At 42.8% G+C, this 16,156-nt stretch carries 5 protein-coding genes; all 5 read left to right on the plus strand.

What is annotated here, in order from left to right:
* Window positions 1–17: 17 nt before the first annotated feature.
* Genes BM176_RS29555 through BM176_RS29575 form a run of 5 tightly spaced genes read left to right on the plus strand, consistent with a single transcriptional unit; the run spans window position 18 to window position 16,126 of the window.
* The gene (locus BM176_RS29555; protein ID WP_090108004.1) at window positions 18–8,888 is read left to right on the plus strand and encodes a right-handed parallel beta-helix repeat-containing protein; all 8,871 of its coding nucleotides are present in this window, start codon (window positions 18–20) and stop codon (window positions 8,886–8,888) included.
* A gap of 2 nt (window positions 8,889–8,890) precedes the next feature.
* Window positions 8,891–12,196, plus strand: a complete 3,306-nt coding sequence (locus BM176_RS29560) for a PKD domain-containing protein (protein ID WP_090108005.1) — start codon at window positions 8,891–8,893, stop codon at window positions 12,194–12,196.
* Between the two features lie 22 nt (window positions 12,197–12,218).
* Complete coding sequence (locus BM176_RS29565) at window positions 12,219–13,226, plus strand: PorP/SprF family type IX secretion system membrane protein (RefSeq protein WP_090108006.1); 1,008 nt, start codon at window positions 12,219–12,221, stop codon at window positions 13,224–13,226.
* Window positions 13,227–13,255: 29 nt separating this feature from the next.
* Complete coding sequence (locus BM176_RS29570) at window positions 13,256–15,031, plus strand: OmpA family protein (RefSeq protein WP_090108007.1); 1,776 nt, start codon at window positions 13,256–13,258, stop codon at window positions 15,029–15,031.
* 3 nt (window positions 15,032–15,034) lie between these two features.
* Window positions 15,035–16,126: a PorP/SprF family type IX secretion system membrane protein gene (locus BM176_RS29575; RefSeq protein WP_369823759.1), complete on the plus strand. Its 1,092-nt coding sequence runs from the start codon at window positions 15,035–15,037 to the stop codon at window positions 16,124–16,126.
* The last annotated feature ends 30 nt before the right edge of the window (window positions 16,127–16,156 follow it).

Here is a 16,156-nt window from a genome sequence, read left to right on the forward strand (position 1 = left end):
AAAAAGAAGTTATTCATATGAAACGGTATATTACTTATTCCTTTTGCAGAGTAACCTGGCTCATGACAGTATTGCTGATGAGCATACTGAACGTACATGCCCAGACGAATATCAGTATCGGTTCGGGTACCACCGGTAACGAAATAAGCTGGTATCCCTGCCCTTTGCAGGATTATCAGGATGGTGCACGTGCTCAGTACATGTACCGGGCATCTGAGCTGCAGGCTGCCGGTATGGGACCTGGTTTGATCAGTGCCCTTAGTTTTAAGGTGTTGAACCTGCGTGGTGTAGGACTGGTAGACAACTTTACAATACGGATAGGTGCCGTTTCTGCTGTTCAACTCAATGAAACTACCTGGGAAACAGTTCCCAACATTATATATGGACCGGCACATTATCAGCCGGTGATCGGTGCAAATACCTTCCATTTTGCTACCAGCTTTTTATGGAACGGACAGGATAACATTGTAGTGGAAGTATGTAATGGAGATGATGATACCAGCAATGAGAATCCGGAAGTGGCTTTTACTTCACTGCTGGACTTTAAGGCTGCACATACTACTGTAGCAAATAGCCAGGGCAGTCTTTGCGGCACTACCAATACTGACAACAGAGGAGACCTTTATACCCGCACGAATATTGTTTTTGAATGGACTGCTGCTGCCGTTTGTACAGGTGTACCGGTAGCAGGTACTGCTATTGCAGATGCTTCCGATGTGTGTAAAACATACAAGGCTAATCTTTCACTGACAGGTACAACTGTTGCTTCTGGTTTAACTTATCAGTGGCAGTCTTCTCCCGATAATGCTACGTGGACTAATATCAGTGCGGCAACTACTCCCGGTTATACAGCTACGCAAACCATTACTACATGGTATCGTTGTGTAGTTACCTGCCCCACAGGCGGATCTTCCAACTCTGGCAGTGTACAGGTAGTTTCTCCATTACCGGTAAGTGGTACCTATACTATTAACAGCGCAGTGGTCACTGGCGGAACTAACTTCCAGTCGTTCAACGATGCTGTTAACTTTATCGAATGTGGTATCAACGGCCCTGTTGTATTTAATGTGGTAACAGCAAGTGGCCCATATAATGAGCAAGTGGTGATTCCGGCTATTCCGGGTGCCTCTGCAACAAATACGATTACGTTCAATGGGAATGGTGCGAATGTTCACTATCTGTCTACTGTGAGTTCCACCCCTGCTGTGATAGAACTGGATGGAGCTGATTATATTACCATCAATAACCTGGGAGTAACAGCAGAAGGTACTGGCTGGAATCAATATGGAATTGGTATCCATCTGACAAATGATGCGGATTTCAATACCATCAGTAATTGTACAATCCAGTCTGACCTTTTATCCGGCGATCAGAATTATGCCGGTATCGCAATCAATGGTGGTAGTTTTATTACTGCCAGTGATTCAAAATGTGATAACAATACCATCAGCGGTAATACGATTACCGGTGGATATCATGGTATCACTTTATATGGAAGTCTGCAACAGGCAGCAAGGGATAATAAGATTATCAATAATACGATTCATGATTTTCATCGTGCAGGTATTATTGCTGAAGGAACATTTGGTCTGCTAATAGAAAACAATGAGATCAGTCGTCCTGCACGTACAGTGGCATGGGGCTTCAATGGTATTTCACTGAACGGACTTAATACAAAAGCAATTATTACCCGTAACAGGATCAGTAATCCTTATAGTGCAAATGCAGATAAACTCGACGACTGTTATGGTATCAGCCTTGAAGGTGTAGGAGCACTTCCAACACTCGAAAATAAGATTACCAATAACCTCATTTATAATATGAATGCAGGTGGTAATGTAGACGGAATTCATGTATACATCTGCAATAACGCCTGGTTCTATCATAATACTATTGTTCTGGATGGTGCTACTACAGCTCCTACTTACTTGAGCAAGGGATTGTATATTGATGCTAATTCCGGGGGCATTAATTTTAATAACAACATTGTAAGTATAACAAGGACAGGTGGAGGAAAGAAATATGCCATTTACCTGGAAAGCCCATCAGGAGATCAGAACATCAATCGTAACGATTATTATATTGCTACTTCCGTACAGGAGGCAGCTATAGGTTTTTACGGTGCAGATCAGGTAACATTGCTGCAATGGAAAACAGCAACCAGCCTTGACGCAGCCACTGTTTCAGTTAATCCTTTATTTACAGATATTACTACGGGCAACTACACGCCACAGAATAATTCACTGAATGATCTGGGTACTAACCAGACTGTGAGTGTAGATATCACTAGTGCAGCACGTAGTACTACTACGCCGGATTTAGGTGCTTATGAATTCACTCCTCCGGTATGTACATCTCCGCCAATAGCTGGTACTACTACGTTATCTGCTAATCCGGTATGTATCAATACACAGGTAGTGCTCGGATTAACAGGTAATTCAATCGGTGTCGGTCAGACTTACCAATGGCAGACCTCCATTACCCAAACAGGAACTTATGTTGCATTGGGTGATGTACAGAATTCCTCAGATACAGTAATTGTTGCAGCTACTACCTTATGGTACAGGGTTGCGCTCACCTGTAGTGGTAACATATCCTATTCTACTCCTATACTTCTAATAGTAAACCCGGCTGTTGTTGGAGGCACCTATACGATTGACAAGGGTGCTCCGGCAACGGCTACCAACTTTACCAGTTTCTCCAGTGCTGCTGATGCATTGAGTTGCGGTATCACTGGTCCTGTGGTATTTAATGTAGTAGCTAATTCAGGTCCTTACCTGGAACAGCTGATAATTGATACTATCAAAGGAGCTTCTGCTATTAACACTGTTACTTTTAACGGTAATGGTAATACGATTGCATTTGGCTCTGCTAATTCACTCGAACGTGCGGTAGTGAAATTAAGACGTGCAGATCATGTAATACTTGACAGTCTTACAATAGATGCTACCGGCGGTACCTATGGATATGGTGTGCAGTTGATCAACAATGCAGACAGCAATACTATTAGCAGGTGTAAAATCATTGCAGAAACTAATAACAACGGATTTGAGTTCTCTGGTATTGTGATGAGTGGCTCAGAAGATTTTCCTGCTTCAGAAGGGTCTTTGTGCGATGGGAATACATTGACGAATAATACCATCACTGGTGGTGATTATGGTATTACATTATATGGTAGTGATGCAGTAAGGGTAACTGGCAATAGAATTACAAATAACGTCATCACTGAGTTCTATCGTCATGCAATCTACCTTGACCATACTATTAATACAGTTGTTTCCAACAATAGCATCAGTCGCCCTACACGTGTGAATGTAAGCGGATTCAATGGTATTTTTTCAAATGAGTTTACAGGCTTGTTAATTGAAAATAATAAGCTCTTTAATCCTTTTGGTCCTGATCCATCTCCTTATGGTGATGTTGAAGGTATTCACCTGGAAAATTCAAGAGGAACAGGTGCAGATAATGTGGTGAGAAATAACATTCTATACAATATCCGTACTAACGGTAGTATTAATGCGTTCTACAATGCATTCTCTGACAATACATATTACTATCATAATACGGTTTCGATAGATGACCCTAATACCACTTCTACTAATAATATCATGGGATATGTACAGTATGGTGATATAACCAAAGTGGTATTCCAGAATAATATTATTAGTATCAACAGAGGAGGTACGGGACAGAAGACTGGTGTAAACCTTGCTAATGGCACAAGTGGACTAACCGTTAATAATAACAACTACTTTGTAAAGAACGGATTCATTGGTAATACAAACAGTACCAATTATGCTACACTTGCCGCATGGCAGGCTGCCAGCAGTATGGATGCTGCTTCTACAAATGTTGAACCTGTTTATGCAGATATCGTAACAGGCAATCTTGCTCCTGTCATTTCACCACTTGATAACACAGGTGCTGCTGTGGGAGTTACAAAAGATATCAATAGTGTAACCAGAAGTACTACAAAACCAGATGTTGGTGCATTTGAAATAACCATTCCTCCATGTACAACCCCACCAACAGCTGGCATCACCATCGTTGATCCAACTACGGCTATCTGTATGGGAGATTCAGTAAAATTAACATTGCAGGGTAACTCTACCGGTGGTACGCAAACCTACCAGTGGCAGAGTGCAAAATCTGCAACAGGACCATGGACAGATTTTGGTGATGTACAATATGTTGCTTTTACTTCAACAGAACTTGCTTTCGATAATTACTTCCGTTGTGCAGTAACCTGCGGTGGAAATACGGCTTACTCCTCACCTGCACAGGTGCTGACGAATGCTGCTTTAGCTGCCGGAACATATACAATTAATCCTGCTTTACCTGCAGGTGTTACCAACTTCCAAACCTTCAGTGCAGCAGTAGCGGCGCTGGAATGTGGTATCAACGGTAACATTACATTCCTGGCAACTGCGGGTACTTATAATGAACAAATCAGGATGCATCATATTCCTGGTGCAGCTGCTGATCGTCGCGTTAGTTTCCGCAGTGCAACCAATGATGCAGCAAGTGTAATACTCACTTATGCATCCAGCGATTATAGCTTTAACTATACATTGCAACTGGACAGCGCAAGTTATGTTACTTACGATGCCATCACCATACGGGCTACTGATCCTGATCGTGGAAGGGCTATATATCTGGCAGGCACTACTTCTTACGATAGTATTGTTAACTGTAAAGTTATAGCGCCTGTTGTAGCAAGTTCGAGCACAGATATCGTGGGTATCTATGCAGAAGGCTTCAGCGGTGGATTTAATGTGATCAAGGGAAATACCATTCTGAATGGTGGTAGTGGTATTTATATGTCTGGTTTGAATGATGCCAACAAGTATACAGATCATGTGATAGATAGTAATATTGTAACAGGTGCTTTTAAATATGGTATCTACGTAACACTGAACAGCCGTCTGAAATTGCATAACAATATCGTGGACCTGTCAGGTGCTTCCAGTAGCAGTGTATATGGAATGTTCTTACAGTATGCTGATACTTCGTGTTATGTAACACACAATAAAATTACCATCAGCAATAATACCAAAACAGTCTACGGGATTTATTATAACTATAGTAGCGGTACTACAAACTCTCCTGATACACTGGCTTCGAACACAGTGATTGCAGTAACGGGTAATACCGGTGATATGTACGGTATCTACACAACAGATAATAACTATGTAAATACACTGAATAACGTAGTAAGTATAAAAACGACTTCCGCTACTGCTTATGGCCTGTATGCAAAGAATGATGAGCAGGGTGTTTATTATAACAATAGCATCTACAATGCATCACCTACTATAGGTACCAAGAACAGTGCTGCTTACATGAGTCATAGCAATCCGGGCATGGTAGTAAGGAATAACATCTTTGCACACGATGCAGGTGGTAGGGCTTTGATCGCAAATAACGCTGCAAATGAGAATATAGATTACAACACACTGTATTCTACAGGTGCAGTGCTGGCAGCTACTTCTAAATTCAATTATGCAACCCTGCCATTATGGATAGCGGGTGCAAAGCTGGACCAGCACTCTATTGTATACAAACCGGCATTCATTAGCATTACGGATCTGCATCCTGATGTAGCTAGTCCTGATGTATGGGCAATCCACGGTCGTGGTATACAGATGCCAGGAAATGATCATGATTTCAATAACCAACCAAGACCAGTAACACTAGCAGCAGGCGTTCCGGATATGGGTGCATATGAATTTGTACCTACATCTGTACCTGCTGCTCTTACAGCAGTACCGGCAGCTCCTGTGGCAGGTACTACGCAAACTTTCCTGTTTGGTTCAGATACTGTAGCAAATATTACATGGGGTGCAAGTGTACCATCGGCTATTACTGTTAAAAGATATACCGGTGTTGCACCAACGGGATTATCTCCTGCAGCACAGTTCATGTACTTCTTCACTGATGTGGATGCAACAGGTGCTGGTCCGTTTGATTATACTATTAACCAACATTATATGGACCCGTGGCAGGGTACTGTGAAAAATCAGGCGCTGATACAACTGGGTAGAACCGATGCTGCTGATAAATGGATCACTGGAGATAGTAGTAAGGTGGATGAAACAAACAATTATATCACAGAATCAAAACTGACTTTCCCTGATAAATTTACGGGTCTTGTTGATAGTGCAAGAGCAGTAGTTCCTGTAGTGATTCAACCGGCAGATAGTTCTAATACTGGAACACGTTTCTGGGTAGGTTACGGTCATCATGAGTTCTTTGGTTCGGACAATGAGCAGGATATGGTGCTCTACTTCAGTGCAACAGAAGATGCTGATGTAACCGTTAAAATCAATAACACAGGTTGGATTAAACATTATCATGTTCCTGCTAATGCAGCTGTAACAAGTGATATTATTCCTAAAACCGGTATTGAAGATGCGCGTTTGCTGACAGAAGGTATTTCTGATAGAGGTATCAGTATTGAAAGTACTAAACCGATTGCAGCATATGCACATATTTATGGAGATCAGTCTTCCGGTGCTACAATGTTACTGCCTGTTGGTACCTATGGATATGAATACTATTCACTTAACTACAATCAGAGATATAGTTACCTCGATTATTCATGGGCGTATGTGGTGGCTGATCAGCCGAATACAGTAGTGGAGATTACGCCGTCTGTACCTTCTGCAACAGGGCACGAGGCAAACGTACCATACACTGTTATCCTGAATAAAGGAGAGATCTATCAGTTCCTCGCTGCGAGGATCAGCGGTGACCTGGGATATGATGCTACAGGTACCAAATTCCGCTCTGTTACCAATTCAGAAGGCAAGTGTTATCCTATCGGCGTATTCTCCGGAAGCAGCCGTAACAGTGTAAGCTGTGAACCTGGTGGTAGTGGTGGTAACGGAGATAATTTTATCCAGCAATGTTTCCCTGCGCAGGCATGGGGCAAGAGATATCTCACTGCGCCTACTTCTACAGATGAGGATCCTGCTGTTACCATGGGGAACGTTTACAGGGTGCTTGTAAAAGATCCGACTACGGTTGTAAAGATAAATGGCACTGTATTAAAAGGATTGAATAACGGACGTTTTTATCAGTATGTAAGTACTACTGCAGATTATATTGAGGCCAACCAGCCAATTATGATCGCTCAATACATGACAGGCTGGAACCGTTGTTTTAATACTGGTGGTATGGGGGATCCTGAAATGATTTACCTCAGCCCAATTGAACAAGGGATCAAACAAACCGGTTTCTATCGTAATACAGAAGAAGGTATTGAAGTGAACTACCTGACATTGATCATACCAACTGGTGGTATAAGTAGTTTAAAGATAGATGGTAGTAATCTTTTCGATCGTACTTACAAACACCCTGCATTACCGGGTTATACTGTTGTAGTAAAATACTGGAGTGCAGATAAAGCACAGAGTATTGTGAAAAGTGATTCAGCCTTTACCGCTATCACTTACGGACTGGGCGACAGTGAAAGCTATGGTTATAATGCAGGTACACTGGTAAGGAATCTGAATACAAGATCTTCTATTACCAACGTACACAGTGACAGCACTTCTACTAGTGATCACACCTGTGTTAACACGCCTTTCAGATTTACTTTTATTACTACACAACGGCCAGCATCCATTATCTGGGGTATCAGTGCAGTAAGTAATATCTCTCCATCTACCGACATAACACAAACAAATCCTGTTCCGGTAGATTCATTTATCGCGAACAACAAGAAATACTATCGTTTTGTAATCAAGCAGGAGTACAGCTTCTCTAAACCAGGTACTTATTACGTGCCGGTAACAATGCTGGATCCAACGTTTGAAGGTTGCGATAATAAACTGCTCACTTATCTGCCAGTGACAGTACTTGCTTCTCCTGTGGTAAGTTTCACTTATGCCTTTAATGGTTGTGTAAGTGATTCCGTGAAGTTTACCGGAAATGCTGTTACCACTGGTAATATAGCTGTGAATGAATGGAACTGGGCATTTGGGAATGGTACGGTTGATAATGTGAAAAGCCCTGCTCATCTCTTTACAGCAGGAGGTACCTATGCAGTTAAATTAGAAATCGTATCTGCCGATGGTTGTGTGGCCGATACCACCGGCAACCTTGTAGTGAAAGGTCCTGCATCCGGTATAATCGTTACAGATTCAGTAACTGCATGTATTGGCAGTGATGTAACATTCACAGTACAAAGTCCTGCTGCTGATGTTGACTATTTCTGGTACGATGCTGCCAATGGTGGTACGCGGGTAGGTACCGGCAGCACCTTTACTATCACAAATGCAACTACTTCTGCTAACTATTATCTGGAAACAATGAAAGACGGTTGTACCGGACCGGCACGTACTATTGCGAAAATGATTGTATTACCAGTGCTTACGGCTCCTGTTGCAGTACTTGATTCTACGGGTGTGAATACACTCAGATTCATATGGGCCGCTGTTCCGAATGCAACGGGTTATGAAGTATCTACAGACGGATTGAACTGGATGGCTGTTGCAGATCTTCAATATACTATCAATGGTTTGAAATCTATGCAGGAAGTAACATTCCATATACGGGCGCTGGGTTGTGAAACTGTAGTTGGCGCGCCTGTAACAGGTACTACTTTACTGGATGGTATCTATATCCCGAATGTATTTACACCTAACGGAGATGCGGTAAATGATCAGTTTAAAATATACGGCTACATCATCAAAGATGTACGCATGATGATCTTTGACCAGTGGGGTGAGAAGCTGTATGAGACTAACGACCAGAGCAGAGGATGGGATGGTTTATACAAAGGAAAACCACAACCTTCCGGCGTGTATATGTATGTAGTGAGATTGCAATTACTGGATGGTAGCACTGTAGACAAGAAAGGTATCATCAACCTGATCCGATAAGTATGACGTTCTTAAAAAACATAACACCTGTAGTTTGCCTCCTGCTGTTAATCGGCGGGAAGGCAAACGCTCAGGAGCTTTCCAACAAGGGGAAAGAATTCTGGGTAGGATACGGACATCACCAGTTTATGGAACCTCTTGGCAGCAATTCGCAGGATATGGTTATTTACCTGAGTGCAGAACAAGCGGCTACTGTAACTGTAACCGTGGATGGTACTCCGTGGACAAGAACCTATAGCCTTGCCGCTAACACTGTTATTGCTACAGAACCAATTCCTAAAAGCGGGCCTAATGATGCACGATTGTTCTCCGTACCGCCTTCGTATGGTGGTACCGGTGGGGAAGGTATTTTTACAAACAAAGGCATCCATATTCAGAGTAATGTAGCTATCGTAGCTTATGCTCATATTTTCGGAAGTGCTTCTTCCGGTGCTACTATGCTGATGCCGGTAAATACCTGGGGGTACTCTTATATCTCATTGAACAGTCAGCAGAATTATGCAGACGATTGTTTTTCATGGATGTATGTTATTGCGAAAGAAAATAACACAGTAATTGAAATTAAACCTTCAGAGCCTAGTCGTAATGGTCGTGTTGCGAATGTTCCTTTCACGATAACATTGAATAAAGGTGAGATCTACCAGTTAGTAGGTGCTTCACTGGGCGGTGGGAGAGGACGTGAGTTAACAGGTACAACGGTGAAGTCTTTAGGAAATTCAGATGGTAAATGTTTTCCGGTAGCAGTTTTTTCAGGCAGCAGTCGTACAGCTATTAACTGTTCCGGATCTAATATTGTTACAGGCGATAATAATATGCAGCAGGTATTTCCTTTCCAGTCATGGGGCAAAAGATATCTTACTGCACCTATTTCGGGTGCTTCTACTTTTAGTTATCAAACTAATATTTATAAAATTGTAGTGAAAGATCCCACTACAGTTGTAAAAGTAAATGGAAATACATTATCAGGATTAACACCTCATTCCTGTTATGAATTTGAAAGCAGAACGGCAGATTATATAGAGTCTGATAAGCCAATATTGGTAGCGCAGTTTATGGCATCTGGCGGAGGATGTCCTTTTACGAATGGATTGGGTGATCCTGAAATGATTTATTTAAGTCCGATAGAACAGGCAACCAAAAGAGTGGCTTTCTATCGTAATACAGTGGAATATATTGAAGTGAATGCGCTGCTGATGGTTATCCCCGACGGAGGACTTACTTCCTTACTGATAGATGGCAGTAATACATATGATGTGGCTTATCCACATCCTAATAAACCCGGTTATTCTGTGGTGGTAAAGAGATGGAAATCTGCTGTAGCACAATGTATCGTATCCAGTGATTCTGCGTTTAATGCTATTACCTATGGACTTGGTAGTTTTGAAAGCTACGGATACAATGCTGGTACTTATCTTAATAACCTGAATGCAATAGGACAAATTCATAATGAGGCAGATACTTCTGCTAAACAACAGAGTGACTTTACCTGTGTAAATACCCCGGTTAATCTCTCTGTATTATTCACTTATCAACCCACAAAATTAGTATGGCAACTGAGTAAGCTGGGTACTGCCGTTACTCCTTCTGCAGATATAACAGACAATGCGCCGGTAGCCATTAAACAAGTAACTATCAAAGGAAACAATTATTATCAATACACATTACCGCAGACTTACCAGTTTGCAGCTGCAGGAGATTATGACATTTCTGTATTATCTACCGCCCCACACATCCAAAATTGTAATAACACCGAAGAGATTATTTATACGGTTACTGTAAAAGGGAAACCAGCAGCAGTTGCTACTTATCAGAACGCATCAGGTTGTGCAAATGATTCTGTTCATTTTGCCGGACAGAGTACAGGAAATGGTTACCAGATCAATCGTTGGGAATGGGATTTCTCTAAAGGCATCATTGCAAAAGAAAAAAATACTACACAGTTATTTGCAACAGGTGTACAGCCGGTAAAACTGACTGTTATTTCTGCTGAGGGTTGTGTAGCAGATACTTCTTTTAATATAGATATCTATCCGGTTCCCCATGCTGACTTCACTGTTGGTAATTCTATTTGCCAGGGTGTGCCTGTTAGGATAACCGATAAGTCGTCCATTACAGCTGGTACTATTTCCAGCTGGGAGTGGACCTTTGGAGATAGCAGCAGTGCAACAAAACTCACAGCAGCTCCTTTTGATAAAATATTTACTACTGCTGGTACATTACCTGTAAAACTGTTGATTACAAGTGATCACAGTTGCAAGAAAGATACTTCCATCAATGTAACAGTACATGCTGCCCCATTTGCAGATTTCAGTCTGCCGAAATCGGTATGTATGCCGGAAGGGGAAGCGGTGTTTACCAATCTTACTACTATATCCGATCAATCAGTTTTAACCTACCAGTGGAATTTTGGAGATGGCAGTAGTGCTGTTACCACAAAAAGTCCTGTGCATGCTTATGCTGCTGAGAATGATTATGCTGTTAAGCTGGAGGTGAATACTGCCTTTGGTTGTAAAGATGATACCACGAAGTATCTGAATGCTTTTTTTGATAAGCCGGTAGCGGATTTTACGGTAACACCTGAAACATTATGTCAGGGTACAGATAATTCCTTTACAGATAAAAGTACCGCTGCAAACAGCGTAATACAATCCTGGGCCTGGGATTTCGGAGATGGCAGCAGTAATGGAGTACGCAATCCGGCGAAGCGTTATGCAGAAGCGGGTGACTATACTGTGCAACTGTCAGTAACCAGTGCCGCGGGTTGTATATCATTACCAGTTACAAAGACTGTAAAAGTATATCTGCAACCGGTGGTAGATGCGGGGCCTTCTTTCACTGTGGAATTTGGCAGCACTATACAATTTCAGCCGGTAGTGAACAGCACCAGCGGACTGGATTTTAGCTGGACACCTGCGGGAGATTTGTCAGGAGCCAATTATCTACGCCCAACGTTAACGGCATTACGCGACGAAACATATACGCTCACTGCAACCGGCTTAGGTGGTTGTACAGCCAGCGATGAAATGAAAGTAACAGTGTATAAACCAGTAAAAATTCCTAACGCGTTTTCTCCTAACGGCGATCATATAAATGACACATGGATGATCACGAACCTGGCCGACTACCGCAACAGCACCCTGGAGGTATTTAACCGCTACGGACAAATAGTGTACAAGTCGACTGGGTATGATCGTCCCTGGGATGGTACTTACAACGGTAAGCAGTTACCACTGGCTACCTACTATTATGTAATAAAACTGAAGGATGGATCTGCACCTCTCACAGGGTATGTAGTGATATTAAAATAATAAAAAACAAAACGCTGACATCATGAGAACTTTTACCAAAGCATTGCTGATGCTGATCTTAGTGAGCCTGACAGGTAAAAAGCTGCAGGCGCAGTCAGACCCTCATTTCTCCGGGTATTACGTATACCCCGCCTGGTTGAATCCGGCATTAACGGGTGTGTTTGATGGTAGTTACCGTTTATCCGGAATCTATCGTTCGCAATGGGGAAGTGTGAACAGTCCCTTCAAGACTTATGGTGTGGCAGCAGATGTAAAAACAAATAGTAACATAAATTTTGGAGGCAGTTTGCTAAATCAGGCCGCCGGCGATGGCGGTTATAACTATACCACTGCTTACGGTAGTGCATCCTATACCGGTGTGAAACTGGGAGAATTACAGCAACATCGCGTAGTATTCGGTTTACAGGCAGGATTTATCCAGCGCAAATTTGATCCGGCCAAATTGCATTATGGTGATCAGTGGAACCCTATCACCGGATACAATCCCGGTAACACCACTAACGATATGATCACTAAAACATCCGCATTCACTTTCGATGCAGGATTTGGGGTACTGTATTACAACGCGCAACCAGGTAAAAAATACAATTTATTTGGAGGCTTCTCTGCCAATCACCTGAACCGTCCGGCAGATCAGTTCAGTGCTGTAGGCGATGCGCGCATTCCGGTGAGATATACAGGGCATGCAGGGGTGAGGGTGATGTTGTCAGAATTATTCAGTGTTACGCCCAACGTATTATACATGCGGCAGGGTACCGCACAGGAGAAAATGCTGGGTGGTTTCGGACAGTACAGTATAACACAGGAAACAGATCTGATGCTGGGTGCTAACTATCGCTTTAAAGATGCTTTTGCTGTATATGCTGGCGTCAACTATAAGAACCTGATGTTAGGACTTAGCTATGATGTGAATTCGTCCGATATGGGTAAGATTAGTAGGGGTGCTAATAGTTTTGAGTTATCCCTTTCTTATATCGGCAGAAAGAAACTGAAAACGCCGGCAGGTGAATTCGTTTGTCCAAGATTATAATACTGATATTCTCAAAAATATTGCATCATATGAAGAAATTATTATTCACCGCTGTAATGCTGGCAGTTGTTCAGGTAGCCTGGTCGCAACATAAAGCAGGTTATCTGAAAGCCGCAGACAGTTATTACAGGCAGGCAGATTATTATTCAGCATCCCTATACTATGAAAAATACCTGGTAACAGGTACTAAGCAAGCCAGCCCTTATACCTACAATCCATATGCTGCACCGGGTCCGTCGGACAGAGTGACGACGGGCCCCGCAGCAGATGAACAACAGGCTGTATATCAGCTGGCTGATAGTTACCGCCGGTTGAACGATCTGGGAAAGGCAGCCCCGCTGTATGAAAAGACGTTGACGTATAATAATAACCGTTATCCGCTCGCGGCTTACTACTATGGAATTTGTTTACGATCGATCGAAAAGTATGATGCAGCAGAAGAAGTACTCAGTGCCTTTCTTGCAAAATATACAGCAACAGATAATTACAGCCTGGCTGCTGAAAAAGAATTAAGGAATCTCCGTTTCATCCGGCAGCAATTGAAGAAGGATGATTTATCCCTGTATCATTTGCATAAAGCCGCTGGCACATTGAATGCCGGCGGCGCTACCTATGCACCGGTTTGGGCAGATGATAAACTGTTGTTTACTTCTACCAGGGCAGAAAATGGAACAGCAGTACTTAACCGCATTTATCAGGCCGCAGATACTGTTGCAGTCAGCCGGATTCCTTTAGCGCAATCTGCCAAAGTTCACCAGGGTGCTGCAAGCCTCTCTCCGGATGGAAATGTATTGTTCCTCACACAATGGAAAGTAGTAGACGGAAAGAAATCAGCCGCTATTTACATCAGCAGGAAAAAGAATAATGACTGGAGTACTCCGGTAATATTGGATTCTGTAATCAATACAGTAGGTGCTAATACACAACAACCTTTTGTAATGCCCGATGGTAAGTACCTGTTATTTTCCAGTGATAAAGCTGGCGGACAGGGAGGATATGACCTCTGGTATGCAGCACTTGATGCAAACGGAAAAGCCCTGTATGCAAAAAATATGGGGACAGGTATCAACACAATCGCAGATGAACAGGCACCTTATTTTCATACCTCTTCCGGTACACTGGTGTTCTCCAGTAATGGCGGAACGGGTATGGGAGGTTATGATCTCTACTATAGCAAGGGTAATATTGAACATTGGGAAACGTCTGTAAACTTTGGCTACCCGGTAAATGCAGTAAAGGATGATATCTATTTTGCGAGTAAAAGCCATACCGCGAATATTCTGGAAGATGTGTGGTTCAGTTCAGACCGTTCTGCTGAGTGCTGTCTGGAATTATTCAGTTTGCAAATGACACCACCACCTCCGCCACCGCCAGTTGTAGAGGAACCTGTTGTTAAAAAAGATACGACCACACTGGTGGATACGATTCTGCGTACACGTGTGAATGAGGCCATCGCTATCCAGCAAATCTATTATGAACTGAATGAATATACGCTGAGTGCGTCTTCTTATCCTGCCTTGGATAAACTGGCAGATGTACTGTTATCTCATCCACAAATGGAAGTAGAGATCAGTGCACATACAGATAGTACGGGTACTACCGCCTTTAATCAGCAACTGTCTGAAAAACGTGCTATGAACTGTGTGGCTTATCTCATAAGTAAAGGTGTTCCAAAGAACCGTTTGCAGTATAAGGGATATGGATCCAGCAAGCCGGTTGCACCAAATACATTCCCTGATGGAACAGATAATCCTGAAGGAAGAAGGTTGAACAGACGCATAGAGCTGAAGATATTAAAGCAATAATGTATGATGAGCTACAGTCGTGTTACGGGAAGGTTATTACAGTGTATTCGTGTTAGTGGGCATCGCAATGGCCGTATTCAAATGATGATACTACTGTTAGTTTTTGCAGGTCGTGGTTATGCGCAACAACAGCCGCATTATACACAGTACGTGCTGAATACTTTTATTATTAATCCTGCAGTAGCCGGTATAGAGAATTACTGGGATGTGAAGGCCAGCCACCGGCATCAGTGGGCAGGATTGAATGGCGGACCTGTCACTACATACGTTACAATGCATGGGCCGTTGCGTAAAACAGATTACCCGCAGGCATCTGCTACTGGTTTTAGTCCTGATGGGGGGAACCCGCGTGGTCAGGCTTACTGGGAAACGTACACGGCACCGCCTTCACATGCAGGTGCAGGTTTCACTTTACTGAACGATCGTACCGGCCCGTTGAACCGTTTCTCGGCTAGTGTAGCTTATGCACATCATATAGGCATTGCTCCCGGAACAAATTTAAGTGCGGGTATTGCAGCGGGGGTACAACGTATATCCCTGGATGCAACAGCCCTTAAGCTTCAGGATCCTTCAGATCCTGCCATTGCCAGCAGCACTACGCTTGACAGATGGCGACCGGATGTAAGTGCGGGCATCTACCTCTACTCGGCGCAATACTTTGCAGGGATCTCTGCGCAGAACATCATCCCTGCAAAAATAGGTTTTGACGAAGGAAAGGTAAAGGGAGATTCCGTATACCAGGGAAAGTTAGTACCACACGTCTTTGCCACAGCAGGATATCGTTTATGGATGAATGAAGATGTCAGTATTCTTCCTTCGGTGATGATAAAATACATTACTGCTTTGCCGGTGGGTATAGATATGAATGCCAAGATGCAGTACCACGATGTGTTGTGGGTAGGCGCATCTTACAGGCACAAAGATGGCGTGGCAGTGATGATGGGTATTAATGTAAATGCAACTTTCAATATCAGTTATGCATATGATTATACTACATCATCCCTGAATACCGTGAGCCGTGGCACACATGAAATTATGATAGGGTTACTGATAGGCAATCGCTATGCAGATCTATGTCCGCGGAACGTATGGTAAACATTAAAAGACACAATTATAAACTCTTAA

The sequence above is a fragment of the Chitinophaga sp. CF118 genome (assembly GCF_900112615.1).
Taxonomy (GTDB): Bacteria; Bacteroidota; Bacteroidia; order Chitinophagales; family Chitinophagaceae; genus Chitinophaga.

Excerpts from the sequence above, each read along its gene's own strand:
- BM176_RS29555 (WP_090108004.1), top strand. The coding sequence starts at position 18 with ATGAAACGGTATATTACTTATTCCTTTTGCAGAGTAACCTGGCTCATG.
- BM176_RS29560 (WP_090108005.1), top strand. The coding sequence starts at position 8,891 with ATGACGTTCTTAAAAAACATAACACCTGTAGTTTGCCTCCTGCTGTTA.
- BM176_RS29565 (WP_090108006.1), top strand. The coding sequence starts at position 12,219 with ATGAGAACTTTTACCAAAGCATTGCTGATGCTGATCTTAGTGAGCCTG.
- BM176_RS29570 (WP_090108007.1), top strand. The coding sequence starts at position 13,256 with ATGAAGAAATTATTATTCACCGCTGTAATGCTGGCAGTTGTTCAGGTA.
- BM176_RS29575 (WP_369823759.1), top strand. The coding sequence starts at position 15,035 with ATGATGAGCTACAGTCGTGTTACGGGAAGGTTATTACAGTGTATTCGT.